The sequence below is a fragment of the Nitrincola nitratireducens genome, assembly GCF_000585235.1.
GTDB classification, from domain to species: Bacteria; Pseudomonadota; Gammaproteobacteria; order Pseudomonadales; family Balneatricaceae; genus Nitrincola; species Nitrincola alkalisediminis.
Window position 1 is genome coordinate 1 of sequence record NZ_AONB01000033.1, and the last position, 17,160, is coordinate 17,160.

15 protein-coding genes and 2 pseudogenes are annotated in these 17,160 nt (G+C 46.4%); all 17 read left to right on the forward strand.

Going from position 1 to position 17,160, the window contains the following annotated elements; translation table 11 throughout:
- A partial coding sequence (locus D791_RS19345) for an Lcl domain-containing protein (RefSeq protein WP_051514672.1) occupies positions 1-1,510 on the forward strand: 1,510 nt, incomplete at its 5' end.
- Positions 1,511-1,589: 79 nt separating this feature from the next.
- Positions 1,590-2,528 (forward strand): Lcl domain-containing protein, encoded by a 939-nt coding sequence (locus D791_RS19350; RefSeq protein ID WP_051514673.1) that lies wholly within the window; start codon positions 1,590-1,592, stop codon positions 2,526-2,528.
- Positions 2,529-2,542: 14 nt separating this feature from the next.
- A complete protein-coding gene (locus D791_RS17950; protein ID WP_036514680.1) occupies positions 2,543-2,860 on the forward strand; it encodes a hypothetical protein in 318 nt (105 codons plus the stop codon).
- Positions 2,857-3,207 (forward strand): FHA domain-containing protein, encoded by a 351-nt coding sequence (locus tag D791_RS17955; protein ID WP_036514682.1) that lies wholly within the window; start codon positions 2,857-2,859, stop codon positions 3,205-3,207. The genes D791_RS17950 and D791_RS17955 overlap by 4 nt, the downstream gene beginning before the upstream one ends.
- Before the next feature lie 68 nt (positions 3,208-3,275).
- Positions 3,276-4,922, forward strand: coding sequence for an FHA domain-containing protein (locus tag D791_RS17960; protein WP_036514683.1), 1,647 nt, complete (start codon positions 3,276-3,278; stop codon positions 4,920-4,922).
- Positions 4,919-6,004, forward strand: a complete 1,086-nt coding sequence (locus tag D791_RS17965) for an ABC transporter permease (protein WP_157682426.1) — start codon at positions 4,919-4,921, stop codon at positions 6,002-6,004. Before D791_RS17960 ends, D791_RS17965 begins: the two co-directional genes overlap by 4 nt.
- A 63-nt stretch (positions 6,005-6,067) precedes the next feature.
- Positions 6,068-6,622, forward strand: a complete 555-nt coding sequence (locus tag D791_RS17970; RefSeq protein ID WP_036514690.1) for a hypothetical protein — start codon at positions 6,068-6,070, stop codon at positions 6,620-6,622.
- Between the two features lie 71 nt (positions 6,623-6,693).
- On the forward strand, positions 6,694-7,656 hold the full coding sequence (locus tag D791_RS17975; protein ID WP_036514693.1) for a serine/threonine protein kinase: 963 nt from the start codon (positions 6,694-6,696) through the stop codon (positions 7,654-7,656).
- A 195-nt stretch (positions 7,657-7,851) separates the two neighbouring features.
- Complete coding sequence (locus D791_RS19355; RefSeq protein WP_051514674.1) at positions 7,852-9,459, forward strand: protein kinase domain-containing protein; 1,608 nt, start codon at positions 7,852-7,854, stop codon at positions 9,457-9,459.
- Positions 9,460-9,510: 51 nt separating this feature from the next.
- Positions 9,511-11,259 carry a protein kinase domain-containing protein gene (locus tag D791_RS19360; protein ID WP_051514675.1) on the forward strand — a complete coding sequence of 583 codons (1,749 nt, stop codon included), beginning with the start codon at positions 9,511-9,513 and terminating at the stop codon, positions 11,257-11,259.
- A 62-nt stretch (positions 11,260-11,321) separates the two neighbouring features.
- A complete protein-coding gene (locus D791_RS19365) occupies positions 11,322-12,935 on the forward strand; it encodes a protein kinase domain-containing protein (protein ID WP_051514676.1) in 1,614 nt (537 codons plus the stop codon).
- Positions 12,936-13,321: 386 nt separating this feature from the next.
- On the forward strand, positions 13,322-13,690 hold the full coding sequence (locus D791_RS17995) for a hypothetical protein (RefSeq protein WP_036514696.1): 369 nt from the start codon (positions 13,322-13,324) through the stop codon (positions 13,688-13,690).
- Complete coding sequence (locus tag D791_RS18000; RefSeq protein ID WP_036514699.1) at positions 13,687-14,631, forward strand: tetratricopeptide repeat protein; 945 nt, start codon at positions 13,687-13,689, stop codon at positions 14,629-14,631. Before D791_RS17995 ends, D791_RS18000 begins: the two co-directional genes overlap by 4 nt.
- Positions 14,632-14,635: 4 nt before the next feature.
- Complete coding sequence (locus D791_RS18005; protein WP_051514677.1) at positions 14,636-15,604, forward strand: ATP-binding protein; 969 nt, start codon at positions 14,636-14,638, stop codon at positions 15,602-15,604.
- 50 nt (positions 15,605-15,654) lie between these two features.
- A pseudogene (locus D791_RS20130) lies at positions 15,655-15,744 on the forward strand (IS66 family transposase); the annotation flags it as partial.
- Between the two features lie 93 nt (positions 15,745-15,837).
- Positions 15,838-16,649, forward strand: a pseudogene (locus D791_RS18010) (IS110 family RNA-guided transposase); the annotation flags it as partial.
- A gap of 48 nt (positions 16,650-16,697) precedes the next feature.
- Positions 16,698-16,868: a hypothetical protein gene (locus D791_RS22125; RefSeq protein ID WP_420329362.1), complete on the forward strand. Its 171-nt coding sequence runs from the start codon at positions 16,698-16,700 to the stop codon at positions 16,866-16,868.
- Positions 16,869-17,160 lie beyond the last annotated feature (292 nt).

Below are 17,160 nucleotides of genomic sequence, written 5' to 3' on the forward strand. Positions count from 1 at the left end.
GGTACTGATAGACTTTGGTGCGGCAAAAGAAGAGCTGGCTGAAAAAAGCCACTCGGTGGTGGTGACAGCGGGGTATGGCTCCCCAGAGCAATACAGCTCGAAATCCAAATTGTCACCCTCCACCGACCTATACGCCGTGGGCGCGACGCTTTACAAATGCCTGACGGGACAAACCCCTGAAGAAGCAAGCGCTCGACTCTATGAAGACGAACACATCCTGCTCAACCAACTACCGATAGCCAAACAATGTCCACCAGGCCTGGTCAGCCTAATCGACCAATGCATGCAACTTAAAGACAAGGAAAGACCTCAAGGCGTCCAGCAAGCCAAGGCAATGCTTGCGCAAACAACAGAAACACCGCACCCACCAGAAGAGCCAGAGACTCAGTCCCAATCAAAAACGGAAAGCACGGAAACCCAGCCTAAAAAAACCAGTAAAGCCCCAATTCTCATCGGCATAGCTGCACTGCTGCTTCTGCTTGGCGGTGGAAGCTATGTTTACCAGCAAAATGAAGCGGAAAAACAACAGTTATTGACACAATTGGAAGGGCAACGTAAAGCTGAAGCACAGCGCATAGCCCAAGCCGAAGAGCAACGCATAGCTGAAGCACAGCGCATAGCCCAAGCCGAAGAGCAACCTCAAGTCGAAGAACATCGCCAACACGCCATCGCCCGAAGTTTGCAGGCTGCTGAAACAGCCTTGCAAGCTAATCGGCTTGCCATCCCAGAAGATGACAGTGCCTTACATCACTACCGCAGAGTATTAGAGCTTGACCCGGATAATAAACAAGCAAAACAAGGGCATGAAAAAATAGTAGAACGCTACATCGCTTTAGCACAAGAAGCGCTTCGTAACGGTGACCTTGATCGTGCAAATCTTATGTTAAGTCGCGCTGAAGACGTCATACCACAATCAGATGCTGTAAACCGCGTAAAAGCGCAAGTCGCAGAACAGCGCGCAGCTGACGCACAACGCCAAACAGCTGCATTGATTGGTGGACGTTATTTAGACAATGAAGACGGCACCATTACCGATACTAAAACCAACCTCACTTGGATGCGCTGTAGACTAGGGCAAACATGGACGGGGAGCGCCTGCTCTGGTGAAGCGAGCCGTTACAACTGGCAAACAGCGCAAGACATCGCCAAACAAACCACCTATGCCGGTAAATCTGACTGGCGCGTGCCAACCCTTGACCAACTCCACTCACTGGTATACTGCAGTTCAGGACAACATCGCGAAAGAAGATTGGATAGTAGCGGACGACCGGTTCAGCAAGGCGTTACTTTTCTAGACGGAGGTTGTGTAGGAGACTATCAGTACCCCACCTTTTTTACTGACGCGTTTCACTATACAAGGAAGGTGTCATGGAGTCCGTCTGTGTGGTCGGATTCGCGCTATGCCAACCATTCTCATAGCGCGTGGAAGGTGGACTTCTCCAATGGTAGAGCCGTCATCTACGATCGGTATATGAGCTTGCCGGTTCGTCTTGTGCGCGGCGGACAGTGACTTTGGCCGCGCAACGGATTTTGTTGAACAGCTATTGTTGGATATAAACTTAAACAGGTAACACATCAAAGGACATACTATGCCAGAAACCACACGGATTAGAATCGGGCGGCATCACGGTGATCAAGTCGATTTAATAATAGATAATGATGCAGTGAGTCGCATGCACGCCGAGGCCTGGTTTGAGCCAGCGCTAGACATGGTGGTTGTTAAGGACGCCGGCAGCGTCAATGGCACCATCCCCACAGGTGATACCCAAATAGCCGGCGACACCCTTCGCGTCGGCCAACAAGGAGGTGTAAAAGTGGGCGAAGTCGAACTTAGCTATGCTCAGCTCAAAGCCTGCATCGACGCCAAACACGCCCAACAACTCCGTATCCAACAAAAACATCTACAGCTTGAAAACAAGAAACGCAATAAAACCCGTGGCTTGGTCGCGGTGGTAATGCTGGCGATAATTGGGGTGGGTGGGTATTTTTACAGTACCATGACCTCAAATAATGAAGCCACCGTCGAAGAACTCACCCGTGCGCTAGAACAAGCCCAAGAAATAATGCGCAATCCGCCCCAGATAGATATACCAGTGAACCAAATCATGAACGGCTCATTTGTGGTGTATGCCAATGGCATCGCCACCGATACCCGCAGTGGTTTACTCTGGAGCCGCTGCTTACTTGGGCAACGTTGGGACGAACCGAACCAGACCTGTAGCGAGCAACCAGCCACCTACCAGGGTGATCGCACTCAGGCTGCGGCCACTATTGCAAATCAAGCGAATTATCTCGATCAAAACGATTGGCGTGTGCCAACACGCACCGAGCTATTAACCTTGGTACAGGGGGTTGAACCAAGCGTTTATCAATCCGTTTTTTCAAATGACCCGATGGGGTTCGTATGGTCAAGCACGGTCCATCGTGAAAACGAATCACATTGGAATGTGAATTTTGCTGATGCAAAAGTTTATTGGAACACTAATGACTACCAGCACTTTGTGAGATTGGTTAAAAGTGTTAATTAAATTGGAGAACTGAAATGACTGAAAAATATGATATAACACGCCGTATTGTCGAAAGATCCGCTCACCCAATGGATGATGTGGAAACCCATAAAATGGGAAAGAATCAAAGCACGGGTGGCAATGATAGCTATGGTTATGGCAACAAAACCGACTTTATCGATGATATTGGAGCTATAGCCGCCCACAAGCTACTGATGCCATCACGGGTGCGGAAGCAAAACCCTATCAAGAGGATGAAAAGACCCGCGTTTTCAGACCCAACAAGACGCAAGAAACAGATACGCTTAGTAGCTCTGCCAAAACAGTCGAAGCGGCGCAATTCGATTACATGAAGGATCCGGTTGTTGGCTGGGTTGTCATCGTTGACGGACCAGGCAAAGGTGCTGCTCTCCCTTTAGGCTATGGGATGAATACCATAGGTCGTGCTAACTGCCGAATAACACTCAACTTTGGTGACATGGAAGTCTCGCGTGAACCCCACGCCAACATCACCTACGATCCAAGAGGGCGCTGCTATTATGTCAACCATGGTGGGGGTAAAAACCTGACCTATCTTAATAATGCCCCCGTGCTGCAGCCGGTGCTTCTAAATGGTGGCGAACAAATGCAGCTGGGTGCGACCACCTTGAAGTTTGTCCCATTTTGCGGGATGGATTTTGACTGGCAAGATAGTCAATAAAGATTTTTAAATTAAACGGGTCATTGTAATGTCAGTGGTTGTCCGGAATCGAAGGCGGGTACTCATAAATGAAACTTAAAAGCCAAACATCTTCAGCCCATGATGTTGTTCTGTTACCTGGCGAAAACTTGCTTGGCCGAGGCTCAGGCTGCACTCATGTGTTGTCTGATACACACGTTTCTGGTCAGCATATCCGTATTTTCCAAACGAGTGCAGGCTGGATGCTTGAGGACCTTTGCTCGACTAACGGAACATATTTAAACGGTGCCAGACTAGTGCCAGGTCAACATTACATGCTTGTGCATGGACAACAAGTAATGCTAGGAGATGCTGCAATATGTTTTGAGGTCATCGCCCACATTGACAGTGCAGCAGTTGTTGAGAATACACCGGGTACGCACAGCAGACCCGTCTTTACAGTGGGTAGGGCAGCCGATAACCATGTTGTGATTGATGCGGCGGTGGTATCGTCGCATCACTTGCAGGTGCAGCAGCTTGCAAATGGCCGTTGGCAGGCACGCGATCTGAATAGCACCAATGGCACCTATCTTATCCTTTCTGATGGGTTTAAGCCTGTTAAAGAATGGCTGTTGGATCCGGAGCAGGTGTTACTACTGGGGAATTATCGACTACCGGTAGAGCGACTTTTTGCATACATGAGTAGTCAAAGTCAGCAGCAGGCGGCACGTATTAAAGTGAGTGCTGATTCGTTAGTCGTTGGTCGTGATCCTAAGGCCGATATATCAGTTCCTCATAGCAGCGTATCATGGCACCATGCGCGCTTGCAGCGACGAGGTAATGCCTATGAGATAGAAGATTTGGGCTCAACCAATGGCACTGTTGTCAACGGCGTGCTGATTAGCAAGCCGACGTTATTAAAAGCCCAAGATGAGCTCATGTTGGGCTTGTATAGTTTTCATTTGGAAATTGATGAAAATCAGCAAAGTCAGTTAGTCAAAAATTCCACCCTAGATGGCTTAACACTTGAGGCGCGTGGAATAAGCAAAACGGTGGGCTTAGATACTCACTTGTTGGATAATATTAGCTTAACCATACACCCTGGAGAGTTGGTGGGACTAATGGGTTTATCGGGGGCGGGCAAAACGACGCTGCTGAAGGCCTTGAATGGCTATGACAAACCTACACAAGGGTCTTCTTATATCAATGGTATTGATATCTATAATAACTTTCACTTGTTTAAAACATGGATTGGCTATGTTCCGCAGGACGATATTGTACATCCAGAGCTTACTGTTTACGAAGCATTGCACTTTTATGCACGTTTAAGGTTGCCGCCAGACATGCAAGCAAGCGAGGTAGATGCTCGTATTCAAGAAACATTAAGCAAACTTGGTTTAGCCGGAGTTGAACATACGCTGATTGGTTCGCCAGATACAGAGAAGGGGATCAGTGGTGGGCAGCGCAAGCGGGTGAATTTAGCAATGGAACTCCTGGCGGATCCGAAAATTATTTTCCTAGATGAGCCAACGTCGGGTTTGTCGGCGGTGGATACGCGCATGGTCATGGAGTTATTACGTGCACTGGCCAATGAAGCAAGACGATCATTATCACGATTCATCAGCCTAGTTTCGATAACTACAAAATCATGGATAGCCAGATTATTTTATCTTACGGTAAGCTGGCTTACTACGGGCCGACTTATCCCAATTCTATTACTTTTTTTAATGCCAACCGGCAGGATGAGGCGTTGTTGAATAATCCGGATAATGCACTGATCGGTTTGCATCAAGGGGAGGAGGATGCGGGTGAGATCAAGTTAAATCCGAGTTCTGAGCGAAATAAAAAGGGCCGACTTTGGCAAGGCGTATACCTTAAATCCAAGGAGTACCAAGAATATGTTTCAAAACGCAGTGGTAAAGTAAAGGAGTTAAAAGGTGAATCAAAACAAGGGATCTCTGCATTAAGGCAATGGTGGACGCTGAGTCAGCGCTTTTTAAGAATCAAGCTAAAAGATAAGGTCAATACTTCTATACTTTTGGCGCAGGCACCTTTGATCGGCATGATGATTGCCGTGTTGTTTTCTGAACAAGCCTATCTAGGTGATGCGGTATTGCCAGGTATGGCAACAACGCTATTGTTTGTTTTGGCGATTTCCGCGGTATGGTTTGGTAATATTAATGCTTCACGGGAAATTGTGGCAGAGCGTGCCATCTTTGAACGCGAGCGCAAGGTAGGCCTAGGTATTTTACCTTATGTTATGTCTAAATTTGGGGTGTTGGCGTTATTGTGCGCCCTGCAAAGCCTGCTCTTAGTTGGTGTTACCTGGTTATTCACACCCTTTTCGTTAAGGTTAGGCGATGGTATTTATACGATTACATTGCTGGTTTTTTTAACCTCACTGTCTGGCCTAAGTATTGGATTACTGGTTTCAACTTTGTCACGTTCACAGGCACAGGCGCTTGCTTTGGTACCTATTGTATTATTACCCATGATTATTTTTGGTGGTGGCATGATGACGGTTAAGCAAATGAGTGATAATAGCAATCCGATTGCATATACGTTGGCTCAAGTAATGCCTACTCGCTGGGCCGTCGAGGATATGACTCGGATTTACGAGACTAATAATCCAGCAGAGCAAATATGCCGTGATCTTGTGGCGCCAGATCTTTATGACACAGTAGCCTTCGATACTTGCGTGTCTTCTCGTCAATTAACTGAGCGCAATTACGGTGCAGCACAAGTTAACTCTTCGATGGTTTTATTAATGTTGTGGTTATTCACTCTGCTTCCCTTGGTGGCAGTGTGTTGGTTATTAAAGCAACGTGATAATGCTTGATCGTATGTTGCTAGTAAAAAAGTCTGTTATTTATGCTTTTATTTTTTAAAAGGTAGTAAGATTATGGAAAGCCTGTTGCAACGTTTAATTGTGTTGGTATTGCTTATCAGCTTGTCTGGGTGCACTAAGGTCGCCCAATTTGTGGCCGACGATGTAGATTACGAGTTAACCAGTGTTCAGGTCAGTGTATCAATGGATAAGCAAGGTGCGGTTAATTTATTCGACCCTAATAGTTACCCGCGTTTGAAAACAACGCTGGGTTTTGGAGTGAAATTAATTAATAACAGTGCGTTTAATTTAAAAGTAAAAGAAGTGTATTTTGACGCATATTTAGGTGATGAACATATTGGTAGTGGTAGCAGTCAAACGCCATTTGAAGTGGCTTCTTCTGGTGGTACTAATACTGTTTTTTTTGATACGCTTTTCAACCCAACACAATTTATCCGCGAGCCCTACCGTGCTTTGAACTTGCTGGAGCAACCACCTTTGCGCATCGAAGGCTATAGCTTAGTGAGTACCAAAATAGGCGAATTTAAAGTTGGCTTTTCCCTAACGTATAACGACTTGATGAGTCTGCTAAGTCAGCCGAGTGAGTTGATGATTCGAAGAGTAAACTAGTGGTTTTAGAGATATCCGTTAATAAAGAGCCGTTGTCGTGATTGCAAATATAACATTTTTGGAAAAAAACGATGGTTAAACTTGAATTCAATTACCTTACCTTGCCGCAAGGCTATCAACTGTGTAATTATGTTATTCGGGATATATTGGGGCAGGGTGGGTCTAGTATAGCTTATTTAGCACAAGATATTCAGCTGCAAAACCTAGTCGTTATTAAAGAGTATTTCCCGATTGGTATTGCAAGTCGTGATGGTCAAACCATCAATGAGACATATAACGACGTTGATGCGAAAACTGCCTATGAAAAGGGCTTGAAAGTTTTTTTAGAAGAAGGTCAAAAACTTGAAGGTCTTTACCATCCAGCGCTAGAAAGAGTTCTTAAATGCTTCCAACTCAACAATACCGCCTACCAAGTGGTAAGCTATATCGAAGGTGAGACGCTTGATAAATACCTAAAACGTGAATTCACCCTTAGCCCACAAGTTACATTGCACTTTGCCGCCGAACTGCTTGATGGTCTTGAGGTCTTGCATCAATACGGTCTGATTCATCGCGGCATCAGACCGGCCAACATCATTATCAGCCACAAAGGCAAACCAGTACTTTTGGACATTGGAGTTGCTAAAACAGCCCTTCAGAATTTAGATCAAGATCCAGAAAGAGCATTGAATAACGATGGCTACACGCCTCCAGAAGAGTTATTCTGTAAGCCTAGCTTCTCGCCAGCTACTGATTTTTATGCGCTTGGTTCAACCCTTTACAAATGCGTGACAGCAGTAACTCCTGAGCATGCTCACTTTAGGTTTCATGATGATGAACACATTCCTATAAATCAGTTATCGATTGCCAAACAATGTCCACGGGGCCTGGTTAGGCTAATTGATCAGTGCATGCAACTCAATCAAAAAAAACGCCCCCAAAGTGCTAATGAAGCAAAATTTTTGCTTAAGGAAGGCGGTACTTTTAAGTATGTAAAGAAATGCATTAGTGTATTAAAGAAGGCATTAAGCAGAAACGAGATGATGAAATCATGACAACTAAACATAGTACCAATTTTTCGGTAGATCCTGTTGTGGGATGGGTCGTTATTGTGAAGGGTCTAGTCTATGGTACTGCATTTTCTTTGGTTAATGGGGCGAATACGATAGGAAGGTCGGATTGCAGAATAAATTTGAATTTTGGTGCGTGATATATTAAAGGTTAGTTTTTAGGGAATAATAGGAAAAATCATGAGTAAACCCACCTTCAACCACCGCACCTTACCCCAAGGTTATCAACTGGGTGATTATGTTATTCAAGACTTGTTGGGGCAGGGTGGTTTTGGGATTGCTTACCTTGCACAAGACAGTCAGCTGCAAAATCTAGTCGTCATTAAAGAATACTTCCCCAATGAACTCGCCAGTCGAGATGGACAAACCGTTAGTGCCTTGGGTACCAATGGCCAAATCGACTACGAAAAAGGCATGGCACGCTTTTTAGAAGAAGGCCGTGCTTTGGCTCGATTCAATCATCCTGCGGTGGTGCGTATTCTCAAATACTTCCAACAAAACAACACGGCCTATCTAGTGATGGAATTTATTGACGGCGAACCGCTGGATAGCTATCTCAAACGCAAACACACCCTGACCCCTGAGGTAGTCGAGCACCTCGCCAAAGAACTGCTAGACGGCCTTGCCGTAGTTCACCAGCACGGCCTGATCCACCGCGACATCAAACCCGCCAACATCATGCTACGACCCGGTGGCAAACCGGTACTGATAGACTTTGGTGCGGCAAAAGAAGAGCTGGCTGAAAAAAGCCACTCGGTGGTGGTGACACCGGGTTACGGTGCATTAGAGCAATACAGCTCCAAAGCAAAACTTGCACCGGCCACTGACCTTTATGCTGTGGGTGCAACGCTTTACAAATGCCTGACTGCGCAGACGCCTGAAGAGGCTACTGCTAGGGTGATAGACGACACCCACATTCCCGTCAACCAACTACCTATAGCTCAGCAATGCCCACCCGGGTTGGTGGCACTTATCGACCAGTGCATGCAACTCAAAGAAAAAGAGCGACCTCAAAGTGCGGAGCAAGCCAAAGGATTGCTCAGTGATGTGATCGTAAAAGATCCTTTACCATTAATAACCACCGATACCATAGAGGCTTCAGATACAACAAAAAGAAAAAGCACGAAAAAAGCTTCTTTGCTAGTCAGTGTTCTGTTGGGTGGGGTTGTGATGGCATTTGGTGGATATTTCTTTATTCAATCTACATCAATGTCTGTGCCAGTTGAAGTGTCACAACCAGTTGATTCAAAGCAAACATTAGCTGAGGAAGTTGTTCTGATCGGCGGGCGCTACAAAGACAACAAAGACGGCACAGTCACAGATATAGAGACAAATCTTACTTGGATGCGATGTAGTCTTGGACAAACTTGGACAGGTAGTTTCTGTAGTGGAGCACCAACATACTATAATTGGCGGCATGCTCTTGATGACAGTAAGCAAACTCATTTCGCATCCAAAAATGATTGGCGGCTACCTACTGTTTATGAACTTCATGCTATTGTGAACTGTACCTCAGAACAACAGAAAGATTTATTAATAGACGAGTCTGGTTATACAGCTAAGCTCGGAGATGTATTTTTAGATGGAGGTTGTGAAGGAGAATTCAATAGTCCCACAATCGTGATTCAAGCTTTTCCAAACACCTTCACCTCTTCTGCATGGACTAGCTCTGAAACAAAAGGTCAATTGGGTTTTGGATCCTGGGGTATAAATTTCGAGGATGGTGGGGCTGAACCGTTTGACCGTCGGTATAGTCATTCTGTTCGTCTTGTTCGAGATGAGTTGTAATTATTTCTGTAAAGATGAGCTTTTATTAAATTTTCAAAAAAGGATGGTCCATTGAATAAACCCACCTTCAACCACCTTACTTTACCTCAAGGTTATCAACTGGGTGACTATATTATTCTAGACCTGTTGGGCCAAGGCGGTTTCGGAATTGCCTATCTTGCTCAAGATATTCATTTACAGAACCAAGTGGTGATTAAAGAATACTTTCCTAGTGATTTAGCCAGTCGTGATGGACAAACCGTTAGTGCTTTAGGCACCAATGGCCAAATCGACTACGAAAAAGGCATGGCACGCTTTTTAGAAGAAGGCCGTGCTTTGGCTCGATTCAATCATCCTGCGGTGGTGCGTATTCTCAAATACTTCCAACAAAACAACACCGCCTATCTGGTGATGGAATTTATTGACGGCGAACCGCTGGATAGCTATCTCAAACGCAAACACACCCTGACCCCTGAGGTAGTCGAGCACTTAGCTAAAGAGCTTCTCGATGGTCTCGAGGTGGTTCACCAGCACGGCCTGATCCACCGCGACATCAAACCCGCCAACATTATGCTACGACCCGGTGGCAAACCGGTACTGATAGACTTTGGTGCCGCGAAAGAAGAGCTGGCTGAAAAAAGCCATTCTGTTGTTGTTACTCCAGGTTATGGTGCGTTAGAGCAATACAGCTCCAAAGCTAAACTTGCACCGGCCACTGACCTTTATGCTTTCGGTGCAACGCTTTACAAATGCCTAACAGCGCAAACGCCTGAAGAGTCCAGTGCCCGAGTGTTAGACGACACCCACATCCCTGTCAATCAACTACCTATAGCTCAGCAATGCTCACCTGGCTTGGTTGCACTCATCGACCAGTGTATGCATCTGAAAGGAATAGACCGTCCCCAAAATGCGCAGCTAGCCAAAGTCTTGCTAACTGAAACTGGATCTGAAAATCGAACACCACCACAACCACTCAAGAATGACTCAGCGGTCCTAGACGCCATGATCGAAATGGCTGGTAGTGACGGAATTATCACACAACAAGAAATCAACTTAATCATTACTAAAGCACAAACACTTGGTGTGGATGTTGTTGTGATTAGAAATATTATTGATAGATTAGCAGGTGCAAAAGGATGGAGGATAGAACCAGAAAATAGTAATCCAAAACAAACTAAAACTGATGCAGAGAAAAACGAATCATCAAAAAATGCCCAATCAAAGCCTAAAGCAAAAGCAGCAAGACCAGTAGAAAATATCAGCGCTCCTCTGATTAGCAATCGCTACCATGACCATAATGATGGCACGGTGACCGACACCCATACGGGTCTAATGTGGATGCGTTACAGCATTGGTCAGGAATGGTATGGGCAAATCTGCACTGGTGAAGCCATTGAGCACAACTGGACAGCCGCTACTCTTATTCCCAAAGGCGGTTTCTTTAGACGATTTAGCTTTGCCGATTACAGCGATTGGCGTCTGCCCAGCATTCAGGAGTTGCATACACTGGTTTATTGTTCCTCGGGCCAACAGCGGGGATTTCACTTGGATTCTAACGGGCGGCTGTTAGAAGTCCACGACATAATTCAAAATGGCCGTTGCGAAGGTGACTATCAAACACCTACAATTAACCCATTGGCCTTCCCTGCTACTCCTGCGAGTTGGTTTTGGTCCTCGTCGCCTATCTCCGACAGCAATTATCGTGCTTGGGGTGTAAGGTCAAGTGCGTGGGGTGTCAGTTTCTGCAGTGGCCATGTCAGCAACCTTAACAAGAGCGATAAATGTTTTGTCCGTTTGGTACGAACCGCGCATAGAAATTAACTTTTTGTTTATCTGTTAACGTTTTCTTCATACAAAAGTTAATGCATTAAATAGGATAGAAGATGGGTAAATTTTCCTTCAACCACCGCACCTTACCGCAAGGTTATCAACTGGGTGATTATGTTATTCAAGACCTATTGGGCCAGGGTGGTTTCGGAATTGCCTACCTTGCTCAAGACATTCATTTACAGAACCAGGTGGTGATTAAAGAATACTTTCCTAGTGATTTAGCCAGTCGTGATGGACAAACCGTTAGTGCTTTAGGCACCAATGGCCAAATCGACTACGAAAGAGGCATGGCACGCTTTTTAGAAGAAGGCCGTGCTTTGGCTCGATTCAATCACCCTGCGGTAGTGCGTATTCTCAAATACTTCCAACAAAACAACACGGCTTATCTAGTGATGGAGTTTATTGATGGTGAACCGCTGGATAGCTACCTCAAACGCAAACACACCCTGACCCCTGAGGTAGTCGAACACTTAGCTAAAGAGCTTCTCGATGGTCTCGAGGTGGTTCACCAGCACGGCCTGATCCACCGCGACATCAAACCCGCCAACATCATGCTACGACCCGGTGGCAAACCGGTACTGATTGACTTTGGTGCGGCAAAAGAAGAGCTGGCTGAAAAAAGCCACTCGGTGGTGGTGACACCGGGTTACGGTGCATTAGAGCAATACAGCTCCAAAGCTAAACTTGCACCAGCCACCGACCTTTATGCTGTGGGTGCAACGCTTTACAAATGCCTGACTGCGCAAACGCCTGAAGAGGCGACTGCTAGGGTGATAGACGACACCCACATCCCCGTCAATCAACTACCTATAGCTCAGCAATGCCCACCCGGGTTGGTGGCACTTATCGACCAGTGCATGCAACTCAAAGAAAAAGAGCGTCCTCAAAGTGCTCAAGAAGCCAAGTCTATGCTTGTCGAAATACCAGAACACCCATTACGACAGCCTCCAGAACCCAAGCTAGAATCAAATGAAAAGGCCCTCAAAAGTAACAAAACCAGCAAAGCCCCAATAATCGGTATAGTCGTAATCGCACTGATACTTGGTGGTGGGTATGTTTACCAACAACATCATGCCGAAAAGCAATCGTTATTAACTCAGCCTAAAGCGCCAGAAGACATTATTGAGCCACAAAACCAAGCACAACCAGATACTTTGCTTGGTGGACGTTATTTAGATAATCAAGATGGCACCATTACTGACACTATAACCAACCTCACTTGGATGCGCTGTAGTCTTGGACAAACTTGGACAGGTGAGACGTGTCTAGGAGACGCGTTAGAGCTTAATTGGTCGCAAGCTAGTAGTCTTGGCGAACAAACCACGCTTGCTGGTTATGATGATTGGCGTTTACCAAACCTAGATGAGCTTTATACGCTCGTTTATTGTTCCTCTAATTCGCGGCGTGAGAACCAATTAGACTTATTAGGGCGAGCTGTTCGAGAAGGAAACTATCAAAACTGGTTAGATGGGCGTTGCGATGGTGTTTTTCAAAGCCCAACTATTTATCTTCAAGCATTTCTAGAGGCATTACCTTCGGAGTATTGGACGGGTTCAGCATATCCGGATAGTGCAGATAGTCTATGGATTGTAGACTTTAGTGATGGTAGCACTAGTACAGACTATTGGAGAAATAATTTAAGGGTCCGCTTGGTGCGAAGTTTATAAATTAGTAACTGGAAGGTTTGCAGTAGAGGACAGTTTTAAAATTACAATGACTATAAATTTATTAGGGAACAGCAATATGCAATTGCACCCTAAAGAACTCCCGCCCTGCCAGCCGCAACTGCGGCATGCTCGGCGACTGGCATAGCAACAACAGCTTCTGTCTCGCTTACAGCCTCTGCTCTTTGAGGAACCCAAATGTTTTTGCTTCTTTAAAGGTAAGCGCTCATTTTAAGACGTCATTGACATAACAATAATAGTCACGAGCAATGCCTAACATCACCAGCCAGCTCAACATTTAGGACTTTTTCCTATATACACTCAAGTCACTAGGCGATAAAGTTATTACATAATGGTCATACAATTAACCTTCGACTGGATATGATGCAGTGATTGCAATTGATAGTATTGCCCAATTATTGCGCCTACTGCTCAGCCATTTGCTCATCCTTCTCTGGCACCTGCAATTGTCTCTGGCCTTTGCTGGTGCTTTAGGTTGGTCAATTTGGCTTAGCACGCTTTTACCCTTGGCAGTTTTTATCACCCTAGCGAGTTGGGTGAGCTTTCATTTTTATTACCCACCACGAAAGCTTCTAGCCGTACATCTAGTGAGTTTTGTCGGCGGCTTGCTGGCTTTACTCCTACACCCTGTGTTGACTTCTGTCGCTTTCTTGTTGACTCTTGTAACCGTGGTTTATCCCTGTAAGCAGTGTATTCGCTTGAAGCTGCCCGCATTTTTTGATGAGTTCAGGTTGTGAGATCGCGTCTTGAACTATTGCTAGAACTGGATCGTCCGCAGGACTTGATTCAGGAAGCGCGTCATGAAATTGCACGTGGTGGTGCTGTGACCCCAAATCTGTATTGGTTGGTTGGGTTGATGGAGGCGGGCCAGTGGCAAGAGGCTCAGGAAAAAGCTAAGGCATTTCAAGCCGACCTAACTGGATACGCGGACTTCTGGCTGTTGAAAGGCCAGATCTCTTTGATGCTGGATCAACCTCAGGAAGCCTTGCAGGCGTTTAGTGAAGGATTGAAGCAAGAGCCTGCCAACTCTAGCCTGCTGGCTTGGAAAGGCTTGATTCAGGGCTTTCAGGGCGATTTACGCTCCAGTCAGGCTTGTTTTGAAACCCTGCTTACCCAAGAGCCTTTGCATACTCAGGGTATGACCTTTATGGCGCTGGTGTATGGGAATGTCTGTTGTCGATCTGATCTTGCGCGCAAATTGTTGATGCGTTGTTTGCAGATTAACCCGCAGGATCAACGGGCTTTGGCGCTCTTGGCTGAGTTTGAACCTCTACCCTGGATCAAGCGCAAGCGGTTACGACAAGCACTGGGGCTCAATCCTTTTGACCATGATGCGCGTCAATCACTCAGTCTATTAGAGCGCAGCTTGCCCATTCATGTGACTCTGGCAGTGGGGCACATCTTGCTGGCTCAACTGCTGCACGCTTTGGCGCTGCATTCAGACATCTGGGTGTTTTTATTGTTAATCACCGCCTGCCTGCAAGCCAGCGCTCTTTTTTATCTGAATAAACACATGCCGGGTGTCTTGCTGCTGTTTTTGTTGCCGTTGATTTTCTTTCCATGGCAGGTGCTTAATCTGATCAATTTTCTGGTGGCTGCAGGTGTGGGCTTGTTTTTGATTGCGCCTTGCTATGGTGTGTATCGCCTCTTCCTCTTGTTCTTCACAGATAAGGACTAAAACCATGAGTTATGATAATCCGGATGCTGTGCCTAACCAAGTGACTGAATATCAACTGACACGGTTTGAACCGGCAAATTTAAAATACCGCATCACCTTTGAGCAGGTCGGTGGGCTGGATGAACTCAAACGCCAAGCGCGCTTGAAGATTATTGAGCCGTTTCGTAACCCAGAGCTGTTTAAGAAGTTCAAGAAACAAGCAGGTGGAGGACTGCTGCTCTACGGACCACCCGGTTGCGGCAAGACTTGGTTTGCCCGTGCCTTGGCAGGGGAATGTCAAGCAGCTTTTTTTAATGTAGCTATCAGCGATATTCTTGATATGTGGATGGGCAACAGTGAAAAAAACCTGCAAGCCCTGTTCGCTACTGCCCGCGCCCATAAACCGGCGGTGATTTTTATTGATGAGATGGATGCTCTTGGACGTAAACGCGAGTTGTTGCGCCACTCCAGCGGCATGAGCAATATGATCAACCAGTTTCTGGCTGAAATGGACGGCATCGACACGAATAACGAAAACCTGCTGGTGATAGGGGCCACCAATGCCCCCTGGGATGTCGACAGTGCTTTTCGTCGCCCCGGTCGTTTTGATCGTACCTTGCTCGTGCCCCCGCCCGATTTATCTGCCCGCAGCAGCATTCTGCAACAGCGGCTGGAAGAGTTGCCCATTGCATCACTGAATTATGCCGAACTGGCCGAGGCTACAACGGGTTTTTCTGGTGCCGATCTGAAAGGGTTGGTTGACCAAGCATCAGAAACGGTGCTAGAAGCCATTTTAGAAAGCGGCAAGGATGAAAAAATCACCCAGGCTCTGCTATTAGAGTTGGCAAAAAGTATCCAGCCCAGCACCCTGGAATGGCTGGACCTAGCACGCAATGTCGTGGAATACGCCAATCAGGGTGGGCAGTATCAGGAATTAGCCGACTTTCTTGAAACCCAGTCCGGAGGCAAAAAACGCCGTATGGGTTTCTTTTAGGTCGAGCCTATATCTCTGGTTAACCACAATACGCTTTCTGCCACGCCGCTCAGTGGGATCGGTTAATCCGGTATCTGGATGATGGTGCTTATCCGATTGATAACAACCGAGCAGAAAATGCCATCCGTCCCTTCACTGTAACCAATGGGATGGACTCCTCCTCACCTAATCGGCATCGATGTGCCAAAATGGTGAGTAGACAACAAACCATCTAACGATGAGGAGAAGCCCATATGACTATTATCCGTGTTGGTGTTGATATTGCAAAGTCTGTTTTCCATGTTCATGGTGCTGACCGTCAAGGTAAAACCTGCTGGCAAGGAAAATATTCACGCAGTAAATGGCTTGATGCGATCAGCAAGAAAGTGCCCGCTAATGCTGAAATCGGTATGGAGGCCTGTGCTTCCTCTCATCACTGGGCGCGAGAACTCCAAAAGCGTGGTTACCGAGTTCGTTTGATTGCCGCGCAGTTCGTTAAACCCTATGTCAAAAGCAACAAGAATGACCGTGTTGACGCTGAAGCTATCTGCGAAGCCATGAGTCGACCTAACATGCGTTTTGTCACACCAAAATCGGTTGAACAACAGGATATCCAAGCGATGCATCGAGTTCGTGAAGAACTGATTGCTCAACGTACAGCCAAGGCTAACCAGATTCGAGGTTTAGTCGGTGAATACGGCATCATCGCGCCCGTTGGCATTCACCAGTTAAGGCATAATTTGCCCTGCTGGTTAGAAGATACTGAGAATGGTCTCACTTATCCTTTCCGGCTTTTGTTAAGTGACCTTGCAGAAGACCTTCGTTATCTTGATGACCGTATTCAAAAGCTGGATGAGCAGATCCTTGAAAGCGTCCAACATGACCCTGTTGCCAAGCATTTAATGACGTTACGTGGTGTAGGCCCCTTAATTGCCAGTGCTTTGATCGCAGCACTAGGTGATGGAAAAGCATTTAAAAAAGGACGCGATTTCGCGGCTTCTCTAGGCTTACGCCCAAACAACACAGTACAGGTGGCAAGGATCGACTGCTAGGCATAAGTAAACGCGGGGATAGTTATTTACGCAAACTGCTAGTTCACGGTGCCAGAGCTGTAATGCGTCACATGACCAACAAGGATGATGGGCTGAGTCGCTGGTTAAAAGGACTAGTATCTAGGAAGCATCACAATGTAGCCGTGGTTGCATTAGCCAACAAAACAGCCCGTATGGCTTGGGCCTTGGTTTACAACAATGTAGATTACAACGAAAGCTTGGCAGCTGCATGAGCATTCAATTGAGTAGATAGATACGTCGAACGATAAGTTAATTAGAAGTTAAATCTCACCACGATTGCGTGGCACTTTGATTGATGGCGAACAGGTCGAACCGGCATTGAAAAAACCCTAGAATGAACCGGTGGTTTGAGCCCGAGTAACCGATTGGGAGTCAGTGCGCGGATAGCCCATTAGGGTCTGATGCCTCATAGCGGCATCATTCATGAGACCGGATACACGTAGGCAGTCGTACCTTAGCTTCGATCAAACAAAGTGCTTGCAAAAGAGGAGGAGTCCATACACG